Raw genomic sequence first — 13,735 nt, 5'->3', positions numbered from 1 at the left:
GATGGAACCGGTTCTCGAGGTCGAAGGCGTGACGAAGACGTTCGCCGGGGTGCGCGCGCTCGACGACGTGTCGTTCGCGCTGCGGCCGGGCGAGGTGCACGCGCTGGTGGGCGAGAACGGCGCCGGCAAGTCGACGCTGATCAAGGTGCTCACCGGCGTGCACAAGCCGGATTCCGGCACGATCCACGCGCGGGGCGCGATCTCCACGATTTACCAGGAGGTCAACCTCATCCCGCTGATGAGCGTGGCGAGCAACGTGTACCTCGGCCGCGAGCCGAGGAAGCGGTTCGGGCTGGTCGACTGGGCGCGGATGAACTCCGACGCGGCGGCCCTGCTGAAGGACTACGGCATCGACACCGACGTCCGCCGTCCACTCGGGACACTCAGCGTCGGCGCGCAGCAGATGGTCGCGCTCGCTCGCGCGGTATCGGTCGACGCCGACGTCGTGATCATGGACGAGCCGACGTCCTCGTTGGAGCCGCGCGAGGTCGAGACGTTGTTCGAGGTCATCGGCAGGCTGCACGAACGCGGGATCGCGATCGTGTACGTCAGCCACCGCATGGACGAGCTGTACCGGATCTGCGAGCGGGTCACGGTGCTGCGGGACGGCAAGCGGGTCCACACCGGACCGCTCGCCGACCTGCCGCGGCTGGAACTGGTGTCGATGATGCTGGGCCGCAGTGTCGGCGACATCCGTTCGCACGGCGCGACGGCCTTCGAGGGCGACCACGAGGCCGGCCGGGAACCGGTCCTGCGCGCGGAAAAGCTCACCAGCGGCAACCGGCTGGGCGGCGTCTCGGTGGAGATCAAACCCGGCGAGATCGTCGGCCTCGCGGGGCTGCTCGGCTCCGGCCGCACGGAGACCGCGCGGGCGATCGTCGGCGACCTGCCGCTGTCGGGTGGCACGGTGCTCGTCGGCGGAAAGCAAGTCCCCCAAGGGAATGTGGCGGCCGCGATGCGCGCGGGCGTCAGCATGCTCGCCGAGGACCGCAAGACCGAGGGCATCATCCCGCATCTGTCCGTGCGGGAGAACATCGTGCTCGCCGCGTTGCCGAAGCTGTCCCGTTTCGGCCTGGTCAGCCGGGCCCGCCAGGACAGGATCGTCGACACGTTCGTGAAACGCCTGCGGATCAAGGTGTCGAGCCCGGACCAGAAGGTCGCCGAACTCTCCGGCGGCAACCAGCAGAAGGTGCTGCTGGCCCGCTGGCTCTGCACCGAGCCGAAAGTACTGCTGCTCGACGAGCCGACCCGCGGTATCGACGTCGGCGCGAAGGCGGAGGTGCAGGCGCTCATCGACGAACTCGCGAAAGAAGGGCTGGCCGTCCTGCTGATCTCGTCGGAGATGGAGGAACTCCTCGACGGAGCCGACCGGCTGATCGTGCTCAAGGACGGCGCGGTGGTGGGGGAACTCGCGGGGGAGCGGCTGACCCAGGACCACGTGCTGGCCGCGATCGCTTCGGGTGGCGCGGAATGACCAGCACCCAGCGCAGAACGGAGGAACCGGGGCCCACCATGACGGATACGGCGAAAACGGTGGACCGGACCCGGGTGGCGCGATGGCTGCAGGAGTACGGCGTGTACGTCGCCGTCGTCGCGCTCGTGCTGTTCAACATCGCGTTCACGGCGAACTTCCTGACCGTCGGCAACTTCCGCACCCAGCTCATCCAGGCCGCGCCGGTACTGGTGGTCGCGCTCGGGATGGCGCTGGTGATCGGCACCGAAGGCGTCGACCTGTCGGTGGGCGCGGTGATGGCCCTCTCCGCCGCGCTCGTCCCGCTGTACCTCGGCGCCGGGACCCTGCCGGCGGTGGCTGTCGCCCTCGCGGCGGGGCTGGCCGCGGGGACGCTGAACGGGGTCCTCGTCGCCAAAGTCGGGATCCAGCCGATCGTGGCGACACTCGCCTTGCTCGTCGGCGGGCGCGGGCTCGCGCTCGTCCTCGCCGACGGTCAGCTGATCCAGTTGCACGATCCGGATTTCCTCGCGCTCGGCAACGGCGAGGTGCTCGGGATCCCGGTGAGCGTGCTCATCGCGGCCGTACTGGCCGTGCTGGTGGCGGCGCTGGTCGGGAAGACGGCGTTCGGCAGGCGGCTGGTCGCGATCGGCGGCAACCGCCGGGCCAGCGTGCTCGCCGGGCTGCCGGTCAACCGTGTGCTCATCGGCGTCTACGCCATCTGCGGTCTGCTCGCGGCACTGGCCGGGGTGCTCTCCACCGCCAGGCTCGGCGCCGGCGACCCCGCGGACGCCGGATTGCTGATGGAACTGTCCGCGATCACCGCGGTCGTGGTCGGCGGCACCCCGCTGACCGGTGGCCGGGTCCGCATCCTCGGCACGGTGATGGGTGTCCTGCTCATGCAGCTCGTCCGCGCCACGCTCATCAAGCACAACCTGCCGGATTCGACCGCGCAGATGATCCAGGCCGCGATCATCGTCGGCGCGGTGTACGTCGCACGGGAACGGAGCAGCCGATGACCGCGGCGCCCACGATGGCCGCCCAGGACTCCACCCGGCGCGAGCTCATGACCGGGGTCCTGCAGAAACAGGGCGCGGCGATCGCGCTGGTGCTCATGGTCGCCGTCGCGTGGCTGCTGTTCCCGCGTTTCGGCAGCCTGGACAACCTGCGCGACATCGCGTTGCAGAGCTCGTTCCTCGCGATCATCGCGCTCGGGATGACGTTCGTGATCATCACCGGCGGGATCGACCTGTCGGTCGGCTCCGTCTACGCGCTCGGCGGGGTCCTCGCCGCCTACGGATCGCAATGGGGTTTCCTCGTCGCGCTGCTGTTGCCACTGGCGGTGTGCGGGCTGATCGGCCTGATCAACGGGCTTTTGGTCGCGAAGACGGGGATGGCGCCGTTCATCGTCACACTGGCGTCGCTGCTGTTCGCCCGCGGGCTGCTGCTCGCGATCACCACCGAGGGCGCGACGACGTACAAGATCCCGGAGGGCGAGGCGTTCGTCGAACTCGGGCGCGGCACGCTGTTCGGGTTCGGCTATCCGGTGTTCATCGCGGCGGCGCTGTGCCTGATCGGCGGGCTCCTGCTGCGGCGGACGCGGTTCGGGCAAGCGGTGTTCGCGACCGGCGGCTCGGAGCAGTCCGCGAAGCTGATGGGCCTCCCGGTGGCGCGCACGAAGGTCACCGTCTACGTGATGAGCGGTGTGCTTTCCGGGCTCGCGGGCGCGCTCACCGCGGCCTACCTGCAATCCGGGGTCACGGTGATCGGGGTCGGCCTCGAACTGGACGCGATCTCCGTCGTCGTCATCGGCGGCACCCTGCTGACCGGCGGGATGGGCACGATTCTCGGAACTGTCATCGGCGTGGGCATCCGAACGGTCATCCAGAACGTCATCAACCAGATAGGAACTCTCGACAGCAACTACCAATCGGTGGTCAGCGGTGCGTTCCTGCTGGTGGTCGTTGTGCTGCAGCGGTCGCTGGCCCGCACGACCGCCCGGAGATAGGGAGATCGCATGCACCGAAGAACCGCGCGCGTCCTGAGCGTCGTGGCCGGTCTGCTGGCCGGCGCGACGACGCTCGTTCCCATCGCCCAAGCCGCTCCCGTGCCGCTTCCGACCCCGTGGACGGACCAGGTCTCACCGTCGAACGCGCTGCCCGAGTACCCGCGCCCGCAGCTGGTGCGTTCGGAATGGCTCAACCTCAACGGAACCTGGGGGTTCACCGGCGCGCCGAACCTGAATTCGCCGCCGATCGGCAGGCCGTTGAGCGAAAACGTACTCGTGCCCTACCCGATCGAGTCGATGCTTTCGGGGATCGAACGGCATGAGGACAACATGTTCTACCGCCGGACGTTCACTGTTCCGTCCACTTGGGACGGTCGGCGGGTGAAGCTCAACTTCGGCGCCGTCACCTGGGAGACCAAGGTCTGGGTCAACGGGACGTCGATCGGAAGCCACACCGGTGGTTTCGACGCGTTCTCGTTCGACATCACGCCGGCGTTGAAGGCGGGGGAGAACGAGATCGTCGTCGGCGTCGCGTCGCCGGTCGACGGCAGCCGGTATCCGGTGGGGAAGCAGCGCAAGTCACCCAGCGGCATCTTCTACACGGCGGCGTCGGGGATCTGGCAGACCGTCTGGCTGGAACCGGTCCGGGCCGAGCACATCACGCGGCTCGACACCACGCCCGACGTCCCCGGCGGCGCGCTCGACCTCGTCGTCCAAGGCACGCCAGGGCAGCAAGCGACCGCCGAAGTGCTTTCGGGCGGCCAGGTGGTCGGCACCGCCACCGGCGCGGTCGGGTCGCATCTGCGGGTCCCGGTGCCGAACGCGCGCCTGTGGTCGCCCGACGACCCGTTCCTCTACGACCTGCGCGTGCGGCTGCCGGGAGGCGACGTCGTCACCGGGTACTTCGGGATGCGTTCGCTGGGCAAGGCGATGGTCGGCGGCGTGATGCGGCCGCTGCTCAACGGCAAGTTCGTCTTCCAGCTGGGCACGCTGGACCAGGGCTACTGGCCGGACGGCATCTACACCGCGCCGACCGACGAGGCACTGCGGTTCGACCTCGAACGCCAGAAGGCGCTGGGCTTCAACATGGTCCGCAAGCACATCAAGGTCGAACCGGCGCGGTGGTTCTATCACGCCGACAAACTGGGGCTGATGGTCTGGCAGGACATGCCGTCGCTCGACTCGATCGACGAGGTCCCGAACGGGCACGCGAACTACGAAGCCGAACTGCGGCGGATGATCGAGCAGCACAAGGGCATCACCTCGATCGTGCAATGGGTGCCGTTCAACGAAGGCTGGGGCGAGTACGACGCCGGCCGTATCGTGGATCTGGTCCGCTCGATCGACGACACCCGGCTGATCAACCACAACTCGGGGTCGAACTGCTGCGTGTCCGATCCGGATCCGGGCAACGGTGACGTGATCGACGACCACGCGTACCAGGTCTCCACCGGCACCAGGCAACCCGACGCGCGAAGGATCGCGGTGCTGGGGGAGTACGGCGGCCTCGGGAGACGCGTCACCGGGCACGAATGGGAACCGGGCAAGGGCTTCGCGTACGGCGCGCTGTACCCGGACGAGACGTCGCTGACGAACCGGTACGTCGAGATCACCAAGCAGGTCGGGCGGTTCGTGCACGGCCGAGGGCTGTCCGCGTCGGTCTACACCGAGCCGTACGACGTCGAGAACGAGGTCAACGGCTTCTACACCTACGACCGCCGCGTGCTGAAGATGACCGAAGCACGCGTGCGCGAGATCAACCAGAAGGTGCTCGCCATCGCGAAGGGCACCGAGGTCGGCCGAGGCGAACTCGTGTCGCTCCGGGTCACGACGGCCGGGTACACGGATCGCTACTTGAGGCATCAGGACGATTTCGTCCGCACCGACGTCCTCGGCGAAGGCAGCGCGGATCTCGGCAAGAAGGACGCGACGTTCTGGGCCCGGCCAGGACTGGCCGACGCGTCGTGCCTGTCGTTCGAGTCGCGGAACTACCCCGGACACTTCCTGCGGCACGCGTCTTCGCGGATCCGCAAGGACGCGAACGACGGTTCGGCGTCGTTCGCCGGGGACGCGACCTTCTGCGCGCGGGAAGGCGCCGGAGGAACGGCGCTGGAATCGTTCAACCAGCGTGGCGCCTACCTCCGTCACTACGCCGCGACCGTCTACCTCGCCCGCAGCGGCGGGCCGAACCCGTGGGACACGCCGTCGAGTTTCGCGGCGGACACGACGTGGGCGGCGTCGATCCCGCTCTGGCGCAGTGGCGCCGATCTGCCGCTGGACCAGGCGCGTTCGTTCAAGGTGACCACGCCCGGCTACACGGACCGCTTCCTGCGGCATCGTGACGGCCTCGCGCGGACGGATGTCGTGAACGCGGGGAGCGCGGCGCTGCTGAAAGCGGACGCGACGTTCGTCGTGCGGCGCGGGCTCGCGGATCCGTCGTGCTACTCGCTGGAGGCGCGCAACTATCCGGGCCAGTTCCTGCGGCACGCGGACTTCCGGGTGCGGCTGGGCGGGAACGACAACACCGACCTGTTCCGTAAGGACGCGACGTTCTGCGCCCAGCCCGGAGCCGGCGGCGTCCGGCTGGCGTCGGTGAACGAACTGGGCACGAACATGCGGCACTACGCCGAGGAGGTCTACGTCGCCACCAGCGGCGGTGGCCACCCGTTCGACAACCCGGTCTCGTACGACCAGGACGTCACGTGGGCGGTCTCGGCGGCCTGGGCTCCGTAGTGGGTCTCGTGAGTGGCAAGGACGGTTCTAACCGTCCTTGCCACTCACGAGGGCGATGACCACTCCCGGTAACCTTGCCCCCATGACCGGCCCGGATACCCCCGCCTCCTTCAAGCTCGCGTACGTCCCCGGCGTGACGCCCTCGAAGTGGGTCCGGATCTGGGACGAGCGGTCGCCCGACGTCCCGCTCGAACTCGTCCAGACGACGGCGGCCGAGGCGGTCGGGCTGGTCCGGGAGCGTGCGGTGGACGCCGTCCTGCTGCGGCTCCCGATCGACCGTGAGGGCCTGCACGCGATCCCGCTCTACACCGAGACGACGGTCGTGGTCGTCCCGAAGGACCATCTGGTCGCCGCCGCGGACGAGGTCTCCGTCGACGACATCGCCGACGAGGTCGTGCTGCACCCGCTCGACGACACGCTGGACTGGGAAGCGCCGCCGGGTAAGCCCGCGCTGGAGCGGCCCGCCACCACCGCGGACGCCATCGAGCTGGTCGCCGCCGGGGTCGGGGTCCTGATCGTCCCGCAGTCGCTCGCGCGGCTGCACCACCGGCGTGACCTGACCTACCGTCCGATCTCCGGCACTCCCGAGTCCGGGGTCGCGCTGTCCTGGCCGGACGACGAGACCACCGACCTGATGGAGCAGTTCATCGGGATCGTCCGCGGCCGGACGGTCAACAGCACCCGCGGGCGGCAGCAGGCCCAGGAAAAGCAGGCGCCGGTGAAGAAGGCGCCGGCGAAGGGCAACCGTCCTCAGACCGGTGGCCGGAAGCCACAGTCCGGGAATCGCCGCGCTCCCCAAGGCGGGAAACGCGGCAAACCCCGTCGTCGCGGCTAGCATCGCGAACCTGATCGGGCCGGAGGTTGCGAAAGCCACTTTCGCAAACCATAAACAATAGAAAATGGGTGTTTGAACAGCCGCGGGGGGGTAATACCGTGGTCGCGGTCAGCTCTCGCTGCGCGCGGCCTTGAGCCGGGCCTCTTCCTTGCGCACCTCGGCCTGCGTCTCGCGTTCCCGCTGCAGCCAGTCGGGGTTTTCGGACTTGACCGCGTCGATCTCCTCGGTGGTGAGGGCGCCGGTGATGCCGCCACGCGCCAGCCCGCTGATGGAGACGCCGAGCTTCGCCGCGATGACCGGACGCGGATGCGGCCCGTTACGGCGCAGTTCTCGCAGCCACTCCGGCGGCTCGGCCTGCAGCGCGTTCAGTTCGTCGCGGGAGACGACACCCTCCTGGAACTCCGCCGGGGTCGCCTCCAGGTACACACCCAGCTTCTTGGCCGCTGTCGCGGGCTTCATCGTTTGAGGGGTTTTCTGCGACGTCATCGGTCCAGGGTAACGAGCGGCCCCGGCACCGCCGATCACACCCGGTGATCAACCCTCGGCCTGGTCTTCGAGGAGGTTCGGCAGCGGACGCCGCGGCTCCCGGACACCGGAGGGGTCTCCGCCGCCCGTGATCCAGACGGTCACCACGCTCCACCGCGGCAGCCGTGTTCCGGCGGCGGGTATTTGCGCGACGACGAGGCCGTTCAGGAGCGGCTGCGGGCTGTCCGGATCGGGGCCCTGCAGTGACAGCCCCGCGTCGTACCCGGACAACCAGGCGTCGAGCGCCTGCTTTCCCACGAAGTCCGGCACCACGGCCACGGTTCCTCACCCACGGCCAGGGTACCGTCAGCCGCCCTTCGCCGGGAGGGTCACGATGCCGAGCCCGGTGAGCACCCCGGCCACCGCGACCGCGGCGACGACGACCCAGGCGATCGGATGCCCGAGGTTGAGCGTCCAGTAGGTCCCGACCCGCCGGTGCACCAGCAACGCCGGATCGTTCCGGTTCAGGTAGACCATCCCGGCGGCGTACCAGTGGCGGTCGTCGTCACGTTGTTCGTAGCTGGTCTCCGGTTCGTCGACGGCGCGCGGCAACCGGTGCCCGGCGTCGCCCGTCCGGACGGTGAAACCGAGCCACGCGATGAACGCGGCGGCGAGGGGAAGGTACGCCACGATCGTCACCGGCATCGTCGTCTCGGCGACACCCCACAGCTGAAGCGAGACGACGAGCAGTGTCGCGTTGACACAGCCCGCGGAGATCAGCAGCAGAGCGAGCACGCCGTGCAAGTACTCGCGATAACGCGAAGCCGACGTCGACGGTCGTGCGGCGTCGACCTCCGGCCTTGCCCGTGAGATCGCGACGGCCATGAGCGAGACCAGCACGCTGACCAGGACCTGGGCGAGTACCGTCGAGAAGCCCGCCGCACCCGTGAACCACCCGGTGGCCGCTGTGGCGAGCGCGAGCACCGCGGCGGGCGTCAGAAGTATCCACTGTGGACGGACGGGATCCGAGCGCAGCGAGGTGTCGGCGGTGACCGCCTGCCGCGTGCCGGAATACCAGTCTTCGTCGCGTTTCGCGGCGGCGATCGAGCGGTGGGCCAGAACGCCGAGCAGTGAGTAGGCGGCGGTGAGGGCGAGCAGGACGACTTCGGGTGCGAGCCATCCGGAGACAACCACGACGCAGGCGGCGATCGCGCCTGCGCCGATACCCCGGTTGTAGCGGCGGCAAGCGAGGAGGATGACGGCCTCGCCGGAACGCCGGGCCGGGATCCGGACGCCGAAGGGGAGTGTCGGCCGGGCGAGCGCGGGCGCGGAGCCGAAGGCGGCCGCGGTGAACGCGATCAGGGCCAGGTGCAGCCAGATCATCGCCGCGCGCTCACCGCGAAGGAGTCCAACACCGCTTCGCATCGGCTCGTCACCTCGCGCGGGCCCACGCCGAGAGCGACGGCCTCGGCGAGCAGCGTGCGCAGGCGCTCTTGCCACTCGTCCGCGTAACCGGCCTCGGCCGGACCGGAGGTGGCGTCCCGCCGGACGACCGCGCCGGTCTTGCGGTTGATGCGGATGACCCCCTGCGTCCGCAGCAGATCGTAGGCCTTGTTCACGGTGTGGAAATTGATCGCCAGATCGGCGCCGAGCTGCCGGGTGGAGGGCAGGGGGTCGCCCTCCGCGAGCACGCCGTCGGCGACGGCTTCGACGATCCGGTCGCGGATCTGCTGGTAGATCGGCACCTCGCTGTCGAGGTCGAGAGTCAGCAACACCGGTCAAGGATATCTGCTATACACTTGCTATAACAACTACATCAGATGGCTAAGTGGGAAGGTGGTCATGATGGCGACGATCGACATCGCCGATGGCGGGGTGCGGGTGAGGTTTTCGGCCTGGGAGCGGCTGGCCGTGTGGCGTGACGAAGTGGTCGTGCCGCCGTCGGCGATCAGAGCCGTCGAGCTCGTCGAAGCGCCCCTGCGACGGACACGCGGGGGACGGGCCGGGATGCTGATCAGCGGAGTGCTGAAGGTGGGCTACTGGGGGCTGGGGACGGGAATGCGTCAGCTGGTGTCGGTCCGCAGGGGTGTGCCGGGGCTGCGGATCGAGGTCGATCGCGGGATCGCCGGGCTCCCCTTCGACGAGGTGCTCGTCAGCGTGCCGAACGCGGCGGATCTCGTCGGCGTGCTCGTCTAGAGGTAGTCGAAGAACCGGTCCCACCAGGAAGGTGGCCTGTCCGGCGGATACAGCGCGTCGAATCCGCTGATCCCGGTGTACTTGGTCCACAGCGGGTGTTCGGAGACGGGCAGGTAGCCGAGCGCTTCCAGTTCGTCTTCGACCTGTCTTCGCACCGGCGCCGGGAAGAACTCGCGTTCCTCGTCTTCGTCGTAGCTGCCCGGGTTCCCCAGTGTCACCGCGACGAGACCGCCGAAATTGCTGACCGTCACGGTCACCTGGTCCAGTGCGGCGGTCGCGCCGGCCGGGATCACGATCCTGCCGAGGTGGCTGGCGTCCTGGACGTCGCGGTCGACCTCGCAGGAGCAGCCGAACCGGTGCTCCAGCCGTTCGGCGAGCCGCTCGAATCGCGCCCGCGCGGCCGGGCCGTCGAAGTCGTGCGGCACCTCCCAGTGGCCGGGTTCGTCCAGCTCTCGCAGCATCGCCCAGGTCTGCTGTTCGTCGAGGGGCATCGTCGCCTCCCGGCCTCGGGTGGTCTAGTCCACTTACCGGACTGACCTTAGCCAGCCGCGTCCCGCCCGGACAATGGTGGGACGAATTCCGGTCGAAAATTTTCGTGGGGTAGCGCCAGCACCACCCGGGATTCGGGAGCCTGCACTCCTGATCTTCGCGCCCGGTTCGGCCAGTGTTGCCGGTGTCGATCTCGTCGGAGAAGGAGTGCGAATGACGGTACGCAAGGGTGTGGTGGTCCTGACGGTGGCGGGCCTGATGGGCGCCGCGTGGACGACGGCGGCGGACGCGGCCCCGGCCAAGGGAGCGGAGCTCCGGAAGAGTCTCGACTCGCTGGTGCGCCAGGAGAAATTCCCCGCCGCGCTGGCTTCGGTGTCCGACGGCAGGCGGACGACGTCGCTGGTCGCGGGCTCGTCGCGGATCGACCGCCAGGTCCCGGTCCCGCGTGACGGCAGGGTGCGGGCGGGCAGCAACACCAAGACCTTCACGGCGGTCGTGGTCCTGCAACTGGTGGCCGAAGGCAAGGTGGAACTGGACGCGCCGATCGAGAAGTACCTGCCCGGCATCGTGCGCGGAGAGGGCATCGACGCCACCAAGATCACCATCCGGCACCTCCTGCAGCACACCAGCGGGCTCCCGAACTACACCGAGTACCTGGGCCTTGAGGATTTCGAACAGGTGCAGCACCGGTATTTCCCCACCCACGAACTGCTCGCCGCGGCCCTGAGCCACCCGGCGAAGTTCGCGCCCGGCACCAAATGGGAGTACAGCAACACCGGCTACCTGCTGGCGGGCATGGTGATCGAGAAGGTGACCGGGCGCCCGATCCAGGAGCAGATCACCGAACGCGTGATCAAGAAGGCCGGTTTGAAGAACACCTACTGGCCGCAGGTCGGTGACCAGACCATCCAGGGACGGCACCCGCAGGGGTACGCGATCGGCAACGCCGCCACCGGCAAGGTGATCGACGCGACCGAACTGGATCCGTCCTGGGGCGGTGCCGCCGGCCAGCTGATCTCGACGCCCGGCGACCTCGGTGAATTCTTCAGGGTGCTGCTCGAAGGCAGGCTGCTGCCCGCCGCACAGCTCGCCGAAATGCGGAAGACGGTCGACGCGCCCCTGTTCCCGGGGACGAAGTACGGCCTCGGGCTGATGAGCAACCCGCTCAGCTGCGGTGGCGTGTACTGGGGCCACGGCGGGGACATCCACGGATTCGAAACCCGCGGTGGGGCCACGGAAGACGGCCGCACCGTCGGGCTCGCGGTGACCGCGCTGCCGGGGACCTTCGGCGATGGCGAGAAGGGCTCCAAGGCGGTCATGGCCACTGTGGACACCGCGTTCTGCGAGTGACACGGATGTCGTGAAAGCCACTTTCGCGACCATCAAGGTTGCGAAAGTGGCTTTCGCAACAGGTCATCCGTCGAGCTGCCCGATCGCGGTACGGAATCCCTCCAGTGCCGCGCGATAGAAGCGCGGGCCGTACGACACCCGCGCCACACCGAGCTCGCGGAGCGCGGCGAGATCCAGTTCCTCGCCGACGTTCCCGTTCACCGGGCACCCGAGTTCGGTGACCAGCGTGGCGAGGTCGTCCCGGCGCCGGACCCCGATCGGGTACACGCAGTCGGCACCGGCCGCCCGGTAGAGCCCGCCCCGCCGGACGGCCTCGGCGAGCCTGCCGGGCTCCGGGATCCCGCGATCGGCCAGGAACGTGTCGACCCTGGCGTTGACGACGATCGGGACCCCGGCGTCGGTCGCGGCCGAGCGGATCCCCGCGATCCGCTCGGCCTGCGCGCCCGCGTCGGCCAGTCCGCCGGACCGGTGATCGGTGTCCTCCAGATTGCAGCCCACGGCTCCGGTCTCCAGCAGCCTTTCCACGAATTCCCTCGGCGCCAGGCCGTAGCCTGCTTCCGCGTCGACGGTGACCGGCACCGGGACCACGCGGGCGATCCGCGCCGCCGCCGCGAACATCTCCCGCCACGGCGCGCCTTCGCCGTCGGGGTATCCGAGCATCGCCGAGACCGCGGCACTGGCCGTGGCGATCGCCGGGAAACCCGCCTCCGCCACGATTTCGGCGCTCGCCGCGTCCCAGACGTTCGGCAGCACGAGCATTTCGCCGCTGTGCAGGCTTCGCAGTGTTTCGGCTCGCGTCTTCGGATCGGTCATCGATTTCCTCCTTGGTCGGTAGTGGACAGGGCGGCCGGCATGCCCAGGGCGACGAGCAAGCCGATGAAGGCGAACGCGACGACAGCGGCCATCGCCGCGGTGAAGCCGCTGCCGAACTCTTCGGGTGACAGATGGCTTCCTGCACCGGCGAAGACGGCGACCACCACCGCCACCCCGAAGACCCCGCCGAAGATCCGCAGTGTCATGAACGCGCCGGACGCTTGGCCGATCTCGGCCTGCCGGACCGCTCCGACGGCCGTGCGCTGTGCGGCGGGCATGGCCGACGTGATGCCGGCCCCGCTGACGATCAGCCCCGGCAGCAGGATGGTGTAGCCGGCGCCGGGTTCGGCGACCAGGACGATCCAGCTCATGCCGATCGTCTGGAGCAGCAAGCCGACGGCGACGAAGGTGCGCGCGCTGTACTTGTCCGCCAGCTTGCCGGCGAGGGGCGCGCAGATCATCAGGGTCGCGGTCCACGGCATCATCCGCAGCCCGGCTTCGAACGGCCCGAGACCTTGTGCGGTCTGGAAGTACTGGGGCAGGAAGAACAACGTGCCGTACAGCGAGGCGAAGACGCAGAAATTCGCCGCGTTGGCCGTCGAGAAGGCCCTCAGCCGGAAGAACGTCATCGGCAGCATCGGCGCTTCGCTGCGACGCTCCCACCACACGAAAGCGATCACCAGCGCGACACCGACGGTCAGCGTGCCCACTACCTCGGCGCTGTCCCAGCCCGCGAGATTCCCCCGGACCAGACCCCAGACGATGCCGAGCGATCCCAGCGTCACGAGGACGACACCGCCGTGGTCGAACCGGCCTCCCGGACCGGTGCTCTCGTCGACGCGCCGGAGGGTCAGCAGGACCGCGACCACGCCGACGGGCAGGTTGAGCCAGAAGATCCACTGCCACGCCAGCCCTTCGGCGATCACGCCGCCGATGAACGGGCCACTGAACGTCGCCAGCCCGGTGAGCCCCAGGTAGAGCCCCATCGCCTTGCCCCGCCGTTCGGGCGGGAAGATCGCGCTGATCAGGGTGAGCGACAGCGGCAGCACCATCGCGGCACCGGCGCCCTGCACCGCCCGCGCGACGATCAGCGTGCCGATGTCCCCGGACACCGCGCAGCCCACCGAGGCGACGGTGAACACGATGAGGCCGGTGACGAACATCCTGCGGCGGCCGAACCGGTCACCGAGTGCCGCCCCGGTGAGCAGCAGGACGGCGAAGCTGAGGTTGTAGGCGTTGACGATCCATTCGAGCTGCTCGATCGACGCGGACAGATCCTCGCGGACCGTGCCCAGCGCCGTCGTCACGACCTGGCTGTCCAGCGCCATCATGAACGACGCCAGCGAGGCCAGCCCCAGGACCCACGCCTGTTTGGGGGTCAAGATTTCTCCTTGGT

14 protein-coding genes are annotated in these 13,735 nt (G+C 69.0%); 7 read left to right on the top strand and 7 right to left on the bottom strand.

The window, feature by feature from the left end; genetic code table 11:
* Window position 1: 1 nt before the first annotated feature.
* The 5 genes from ACFWIW_RS07375 (at window position 2) to ACFWIW_RS07355 (ending at window position 7,026) form a co-directional block, all read left to right on the top strand.
* Window positions 2-1,474: a sugar ABC transporter ATP-binding protein gene (locus ACFWIW_RS07375; protein WP_378367625.1), complete on the top strand. Its 1,473-nt coding sequence runs from the start codon at window positions 2-4 to the stop codon at window positions 1,472-1,474.
* A 38-nt stretch (window positions 1,475-1,512) separates the two neighbouring features.
* Entirely contained in the window at window positions 1,513-2,469 is a 957-nt protein-coding gene (locus ACFWIW_RS07370; RefSeq protein WP_037338443.1) for an ABC transporter permease, read from the top strand.
* The gene (locus ACFWIW_RS07365) at window positions 2,466-3,458 is read left to right on the top strand and encodes an ABC transporter permease (RefSeq protein WP_038513096.1); all 993 of its coding nucleotides are present in this window, start codon (window positions 2,466-2,468) and stop codon (window positions 3,456-3,458) included. Before ACFWIW_RS07370 ends, ACFWIW_RS07365 begins: the two co-directional genes overlap by 4 nt.
* A 9-nt stretch (window positions 3,459-3,467) precedes the next feature.
* Window positions 3,468-6,191 (top strand): AbfB domain-containing protein, encoded by a 2,724-nt coding sequence (locus ACFWIW_RS07360; protein WP_378367624.1) that lies wholly within the window; start codon window positions 3,468-3,470, stop codon window positions 6,189-6,191.
* An 82-nt stretch (window positions 6,192-6,273) separates the two neighbouring features.
* A complete protein-coding gene (locus tag ACFWIW_RS07355; RefSeq protein WP_378367623.1) occupies window positions 6,274-7,026 on the top strand; it encodes a LysR family substrate-binding domain-containing protein in 753 nt (250 codons plus the stop codon).
* Between the two features lie 108 nt (window positions 7,027-7,134).
* Here the strand turns inward: ACFWIW_RS07355 and ACFWIW_RS07350 are convergent, their stop codons facing one another.
* The 4 genes from ACFWIW_RS07350 to ACFWIW_RS07335 form a co-directional block, all read right to left on the bottom strand.
* The gene (locus tag ACFWIW_RS07350) at window positions 7,135-7,485 is read right to left on the bottom strand and encodes a DUF5997 family protein (RefSeq protein ID WP_378367785.1); all 351 of its coding nucleotides are present in this window, start codon (window positions 7,483-7,485) and stop codon (window positions 7,135-7,137) included.
* A 75-nt stretch (window positions 7,486-7,560) separates the two neighbouring features.
* Window positions 7,561-7,821 carry a PASTA domain-containing protein gene (locus ACFWIW_RS07345; protein WP_378367622.1) on the bottom strand — a complete coding sequence of 87 codons (261 nt, stop codon included), beginning with the start codon at window positions 7,819-7,821 and terminating at the stop codon, window positions 7,561-7,563.
* A gap of 36 nt (window positions 7,822-7,857) precedes the next feature.
* Window positions 7,858-8,916 carry a DUF1648 domain-containing protein gene (locus ACFWIW_RS07340; protein WP_378367621.1) on the bottom strand — a complete coding sequence of 353 codons (1,059 nt, stop codon included), beginning with the start codon at window positions 8,914-8,916 and terminating at the stop codon, window positions 7,858-7,860.
* Window positions 8,871-9,266: a GntR family transcriptional regulator gene (locus ACFWIW_RS07335; protein ID WP_378367620.1), complete on the bottom strand. Its 396-nt coding sequence runs from the start codon at window positions 9,264-9,266 to the stop codon at window positions 8,871-8,873. Before ACFWIW_RS07335 ends, ACFWIW_RS07340 begins: the two co-directional genes overlap by 46 nt.
* Window positions 9,267-9,336: 70 nt before the next feature.
* Between ACFWIW_RS07335 and ACFWIW_RS07330 the strand changes: the two genes are divergently transcribed.
* A complete protein-coding gene (locus ACFWIW_RS07330) occupies window positions 9,337-9,687 on the top strand; it encodes a hypothetical protein (RefSeq protein ID WP_378367619.1) in 351 nt (116 codons plus the stop codon).
* On the opposite strand, the gene ACFWIW_RS07325 is transcribed toward ACFWIW_RS07330, so the two are convergent.
* Window positions 9,684-10,178 (bottom strand): hypothetical protein, encoded by a 495-nt coding sequence (locus ACFWIW_RS07325; protein WP_378367618.1) that lies wholly within the window; start codon window positions 10,176-10,178, stop codon window positions 9,684-9,686. The genes ACFWIW_RS07330 and ACFWIW_RS07325 overlap by 4 nt on opposite strands.
* A gap of 211 nt (window positions 10,179-10,389) precedes the next feature.
* Between ACFWIW_RS07325 and ACFWIW_RS07320 the strand changes: the two genes are divergently transcribed.
* Complete coding sequence (locus tag ACFWIW_RS07320) at window positions 10,390-11,526, top strand: serine hydrolase domain-containing protein (protein ID WP_378367617.1); 1,137 nt, start codon at window positions 10,390-10,392, stop codon at window positions 11,524-11,526.
* 63 nt (window positions 11,527-11,589) lie between these two features.
* Here ACFWIW_RS07320 and ACFWIW_RS07315 read toward each other — a convergent pair whose 3' ends face one another.
* Together ACFWIW_RS07315 and ACFWIW_RS07310 are read right to left on the bottom strand one after the other, a co-directional pair.
* Window positions 11,590-12,339, bottom strand: coding sequence for an isocitrate lyase/phosphoenolpyruvate mutase family protein (locus tag ACFWIW_RS07315; protein ID WP_378367616.1), 750 nt, complete (start codon window positions 12,337-12,339; stop codon window positions 11,590-11,592).
* Window positions 12,336-13,721, bottom strand: a complete 1,386-nt coding sequence (locus ACFWIW_RS07310) for an MFS transporter (RefSeq protein WP_378367615.1) — start codon at window positions 13,719-13,721, stop codon at window positions 12,336-12,338. Before ACFWIW_RS07310 ends, ACFWIW_RS07315 begins: the two co-directional genes overlap by 4 nt.
* Window positions 13,722-13,735 lie beyond the last annotated feature (14 nt).

It is taken from the genome of Amycolatopsis sp. NPDC058340 (assembly GCF_042723975.1).
Taxonomy (GTDB): Bacteria; Actinomycetota; Actinomycetes; order Mycobacteriales; family Pseudonocardiaceae; genus Amycolatopsis.
Note: the sequence above shows the minus strand (reverse complement) of the source record. Positions and strands in the feature narration are given on the sequence as shown.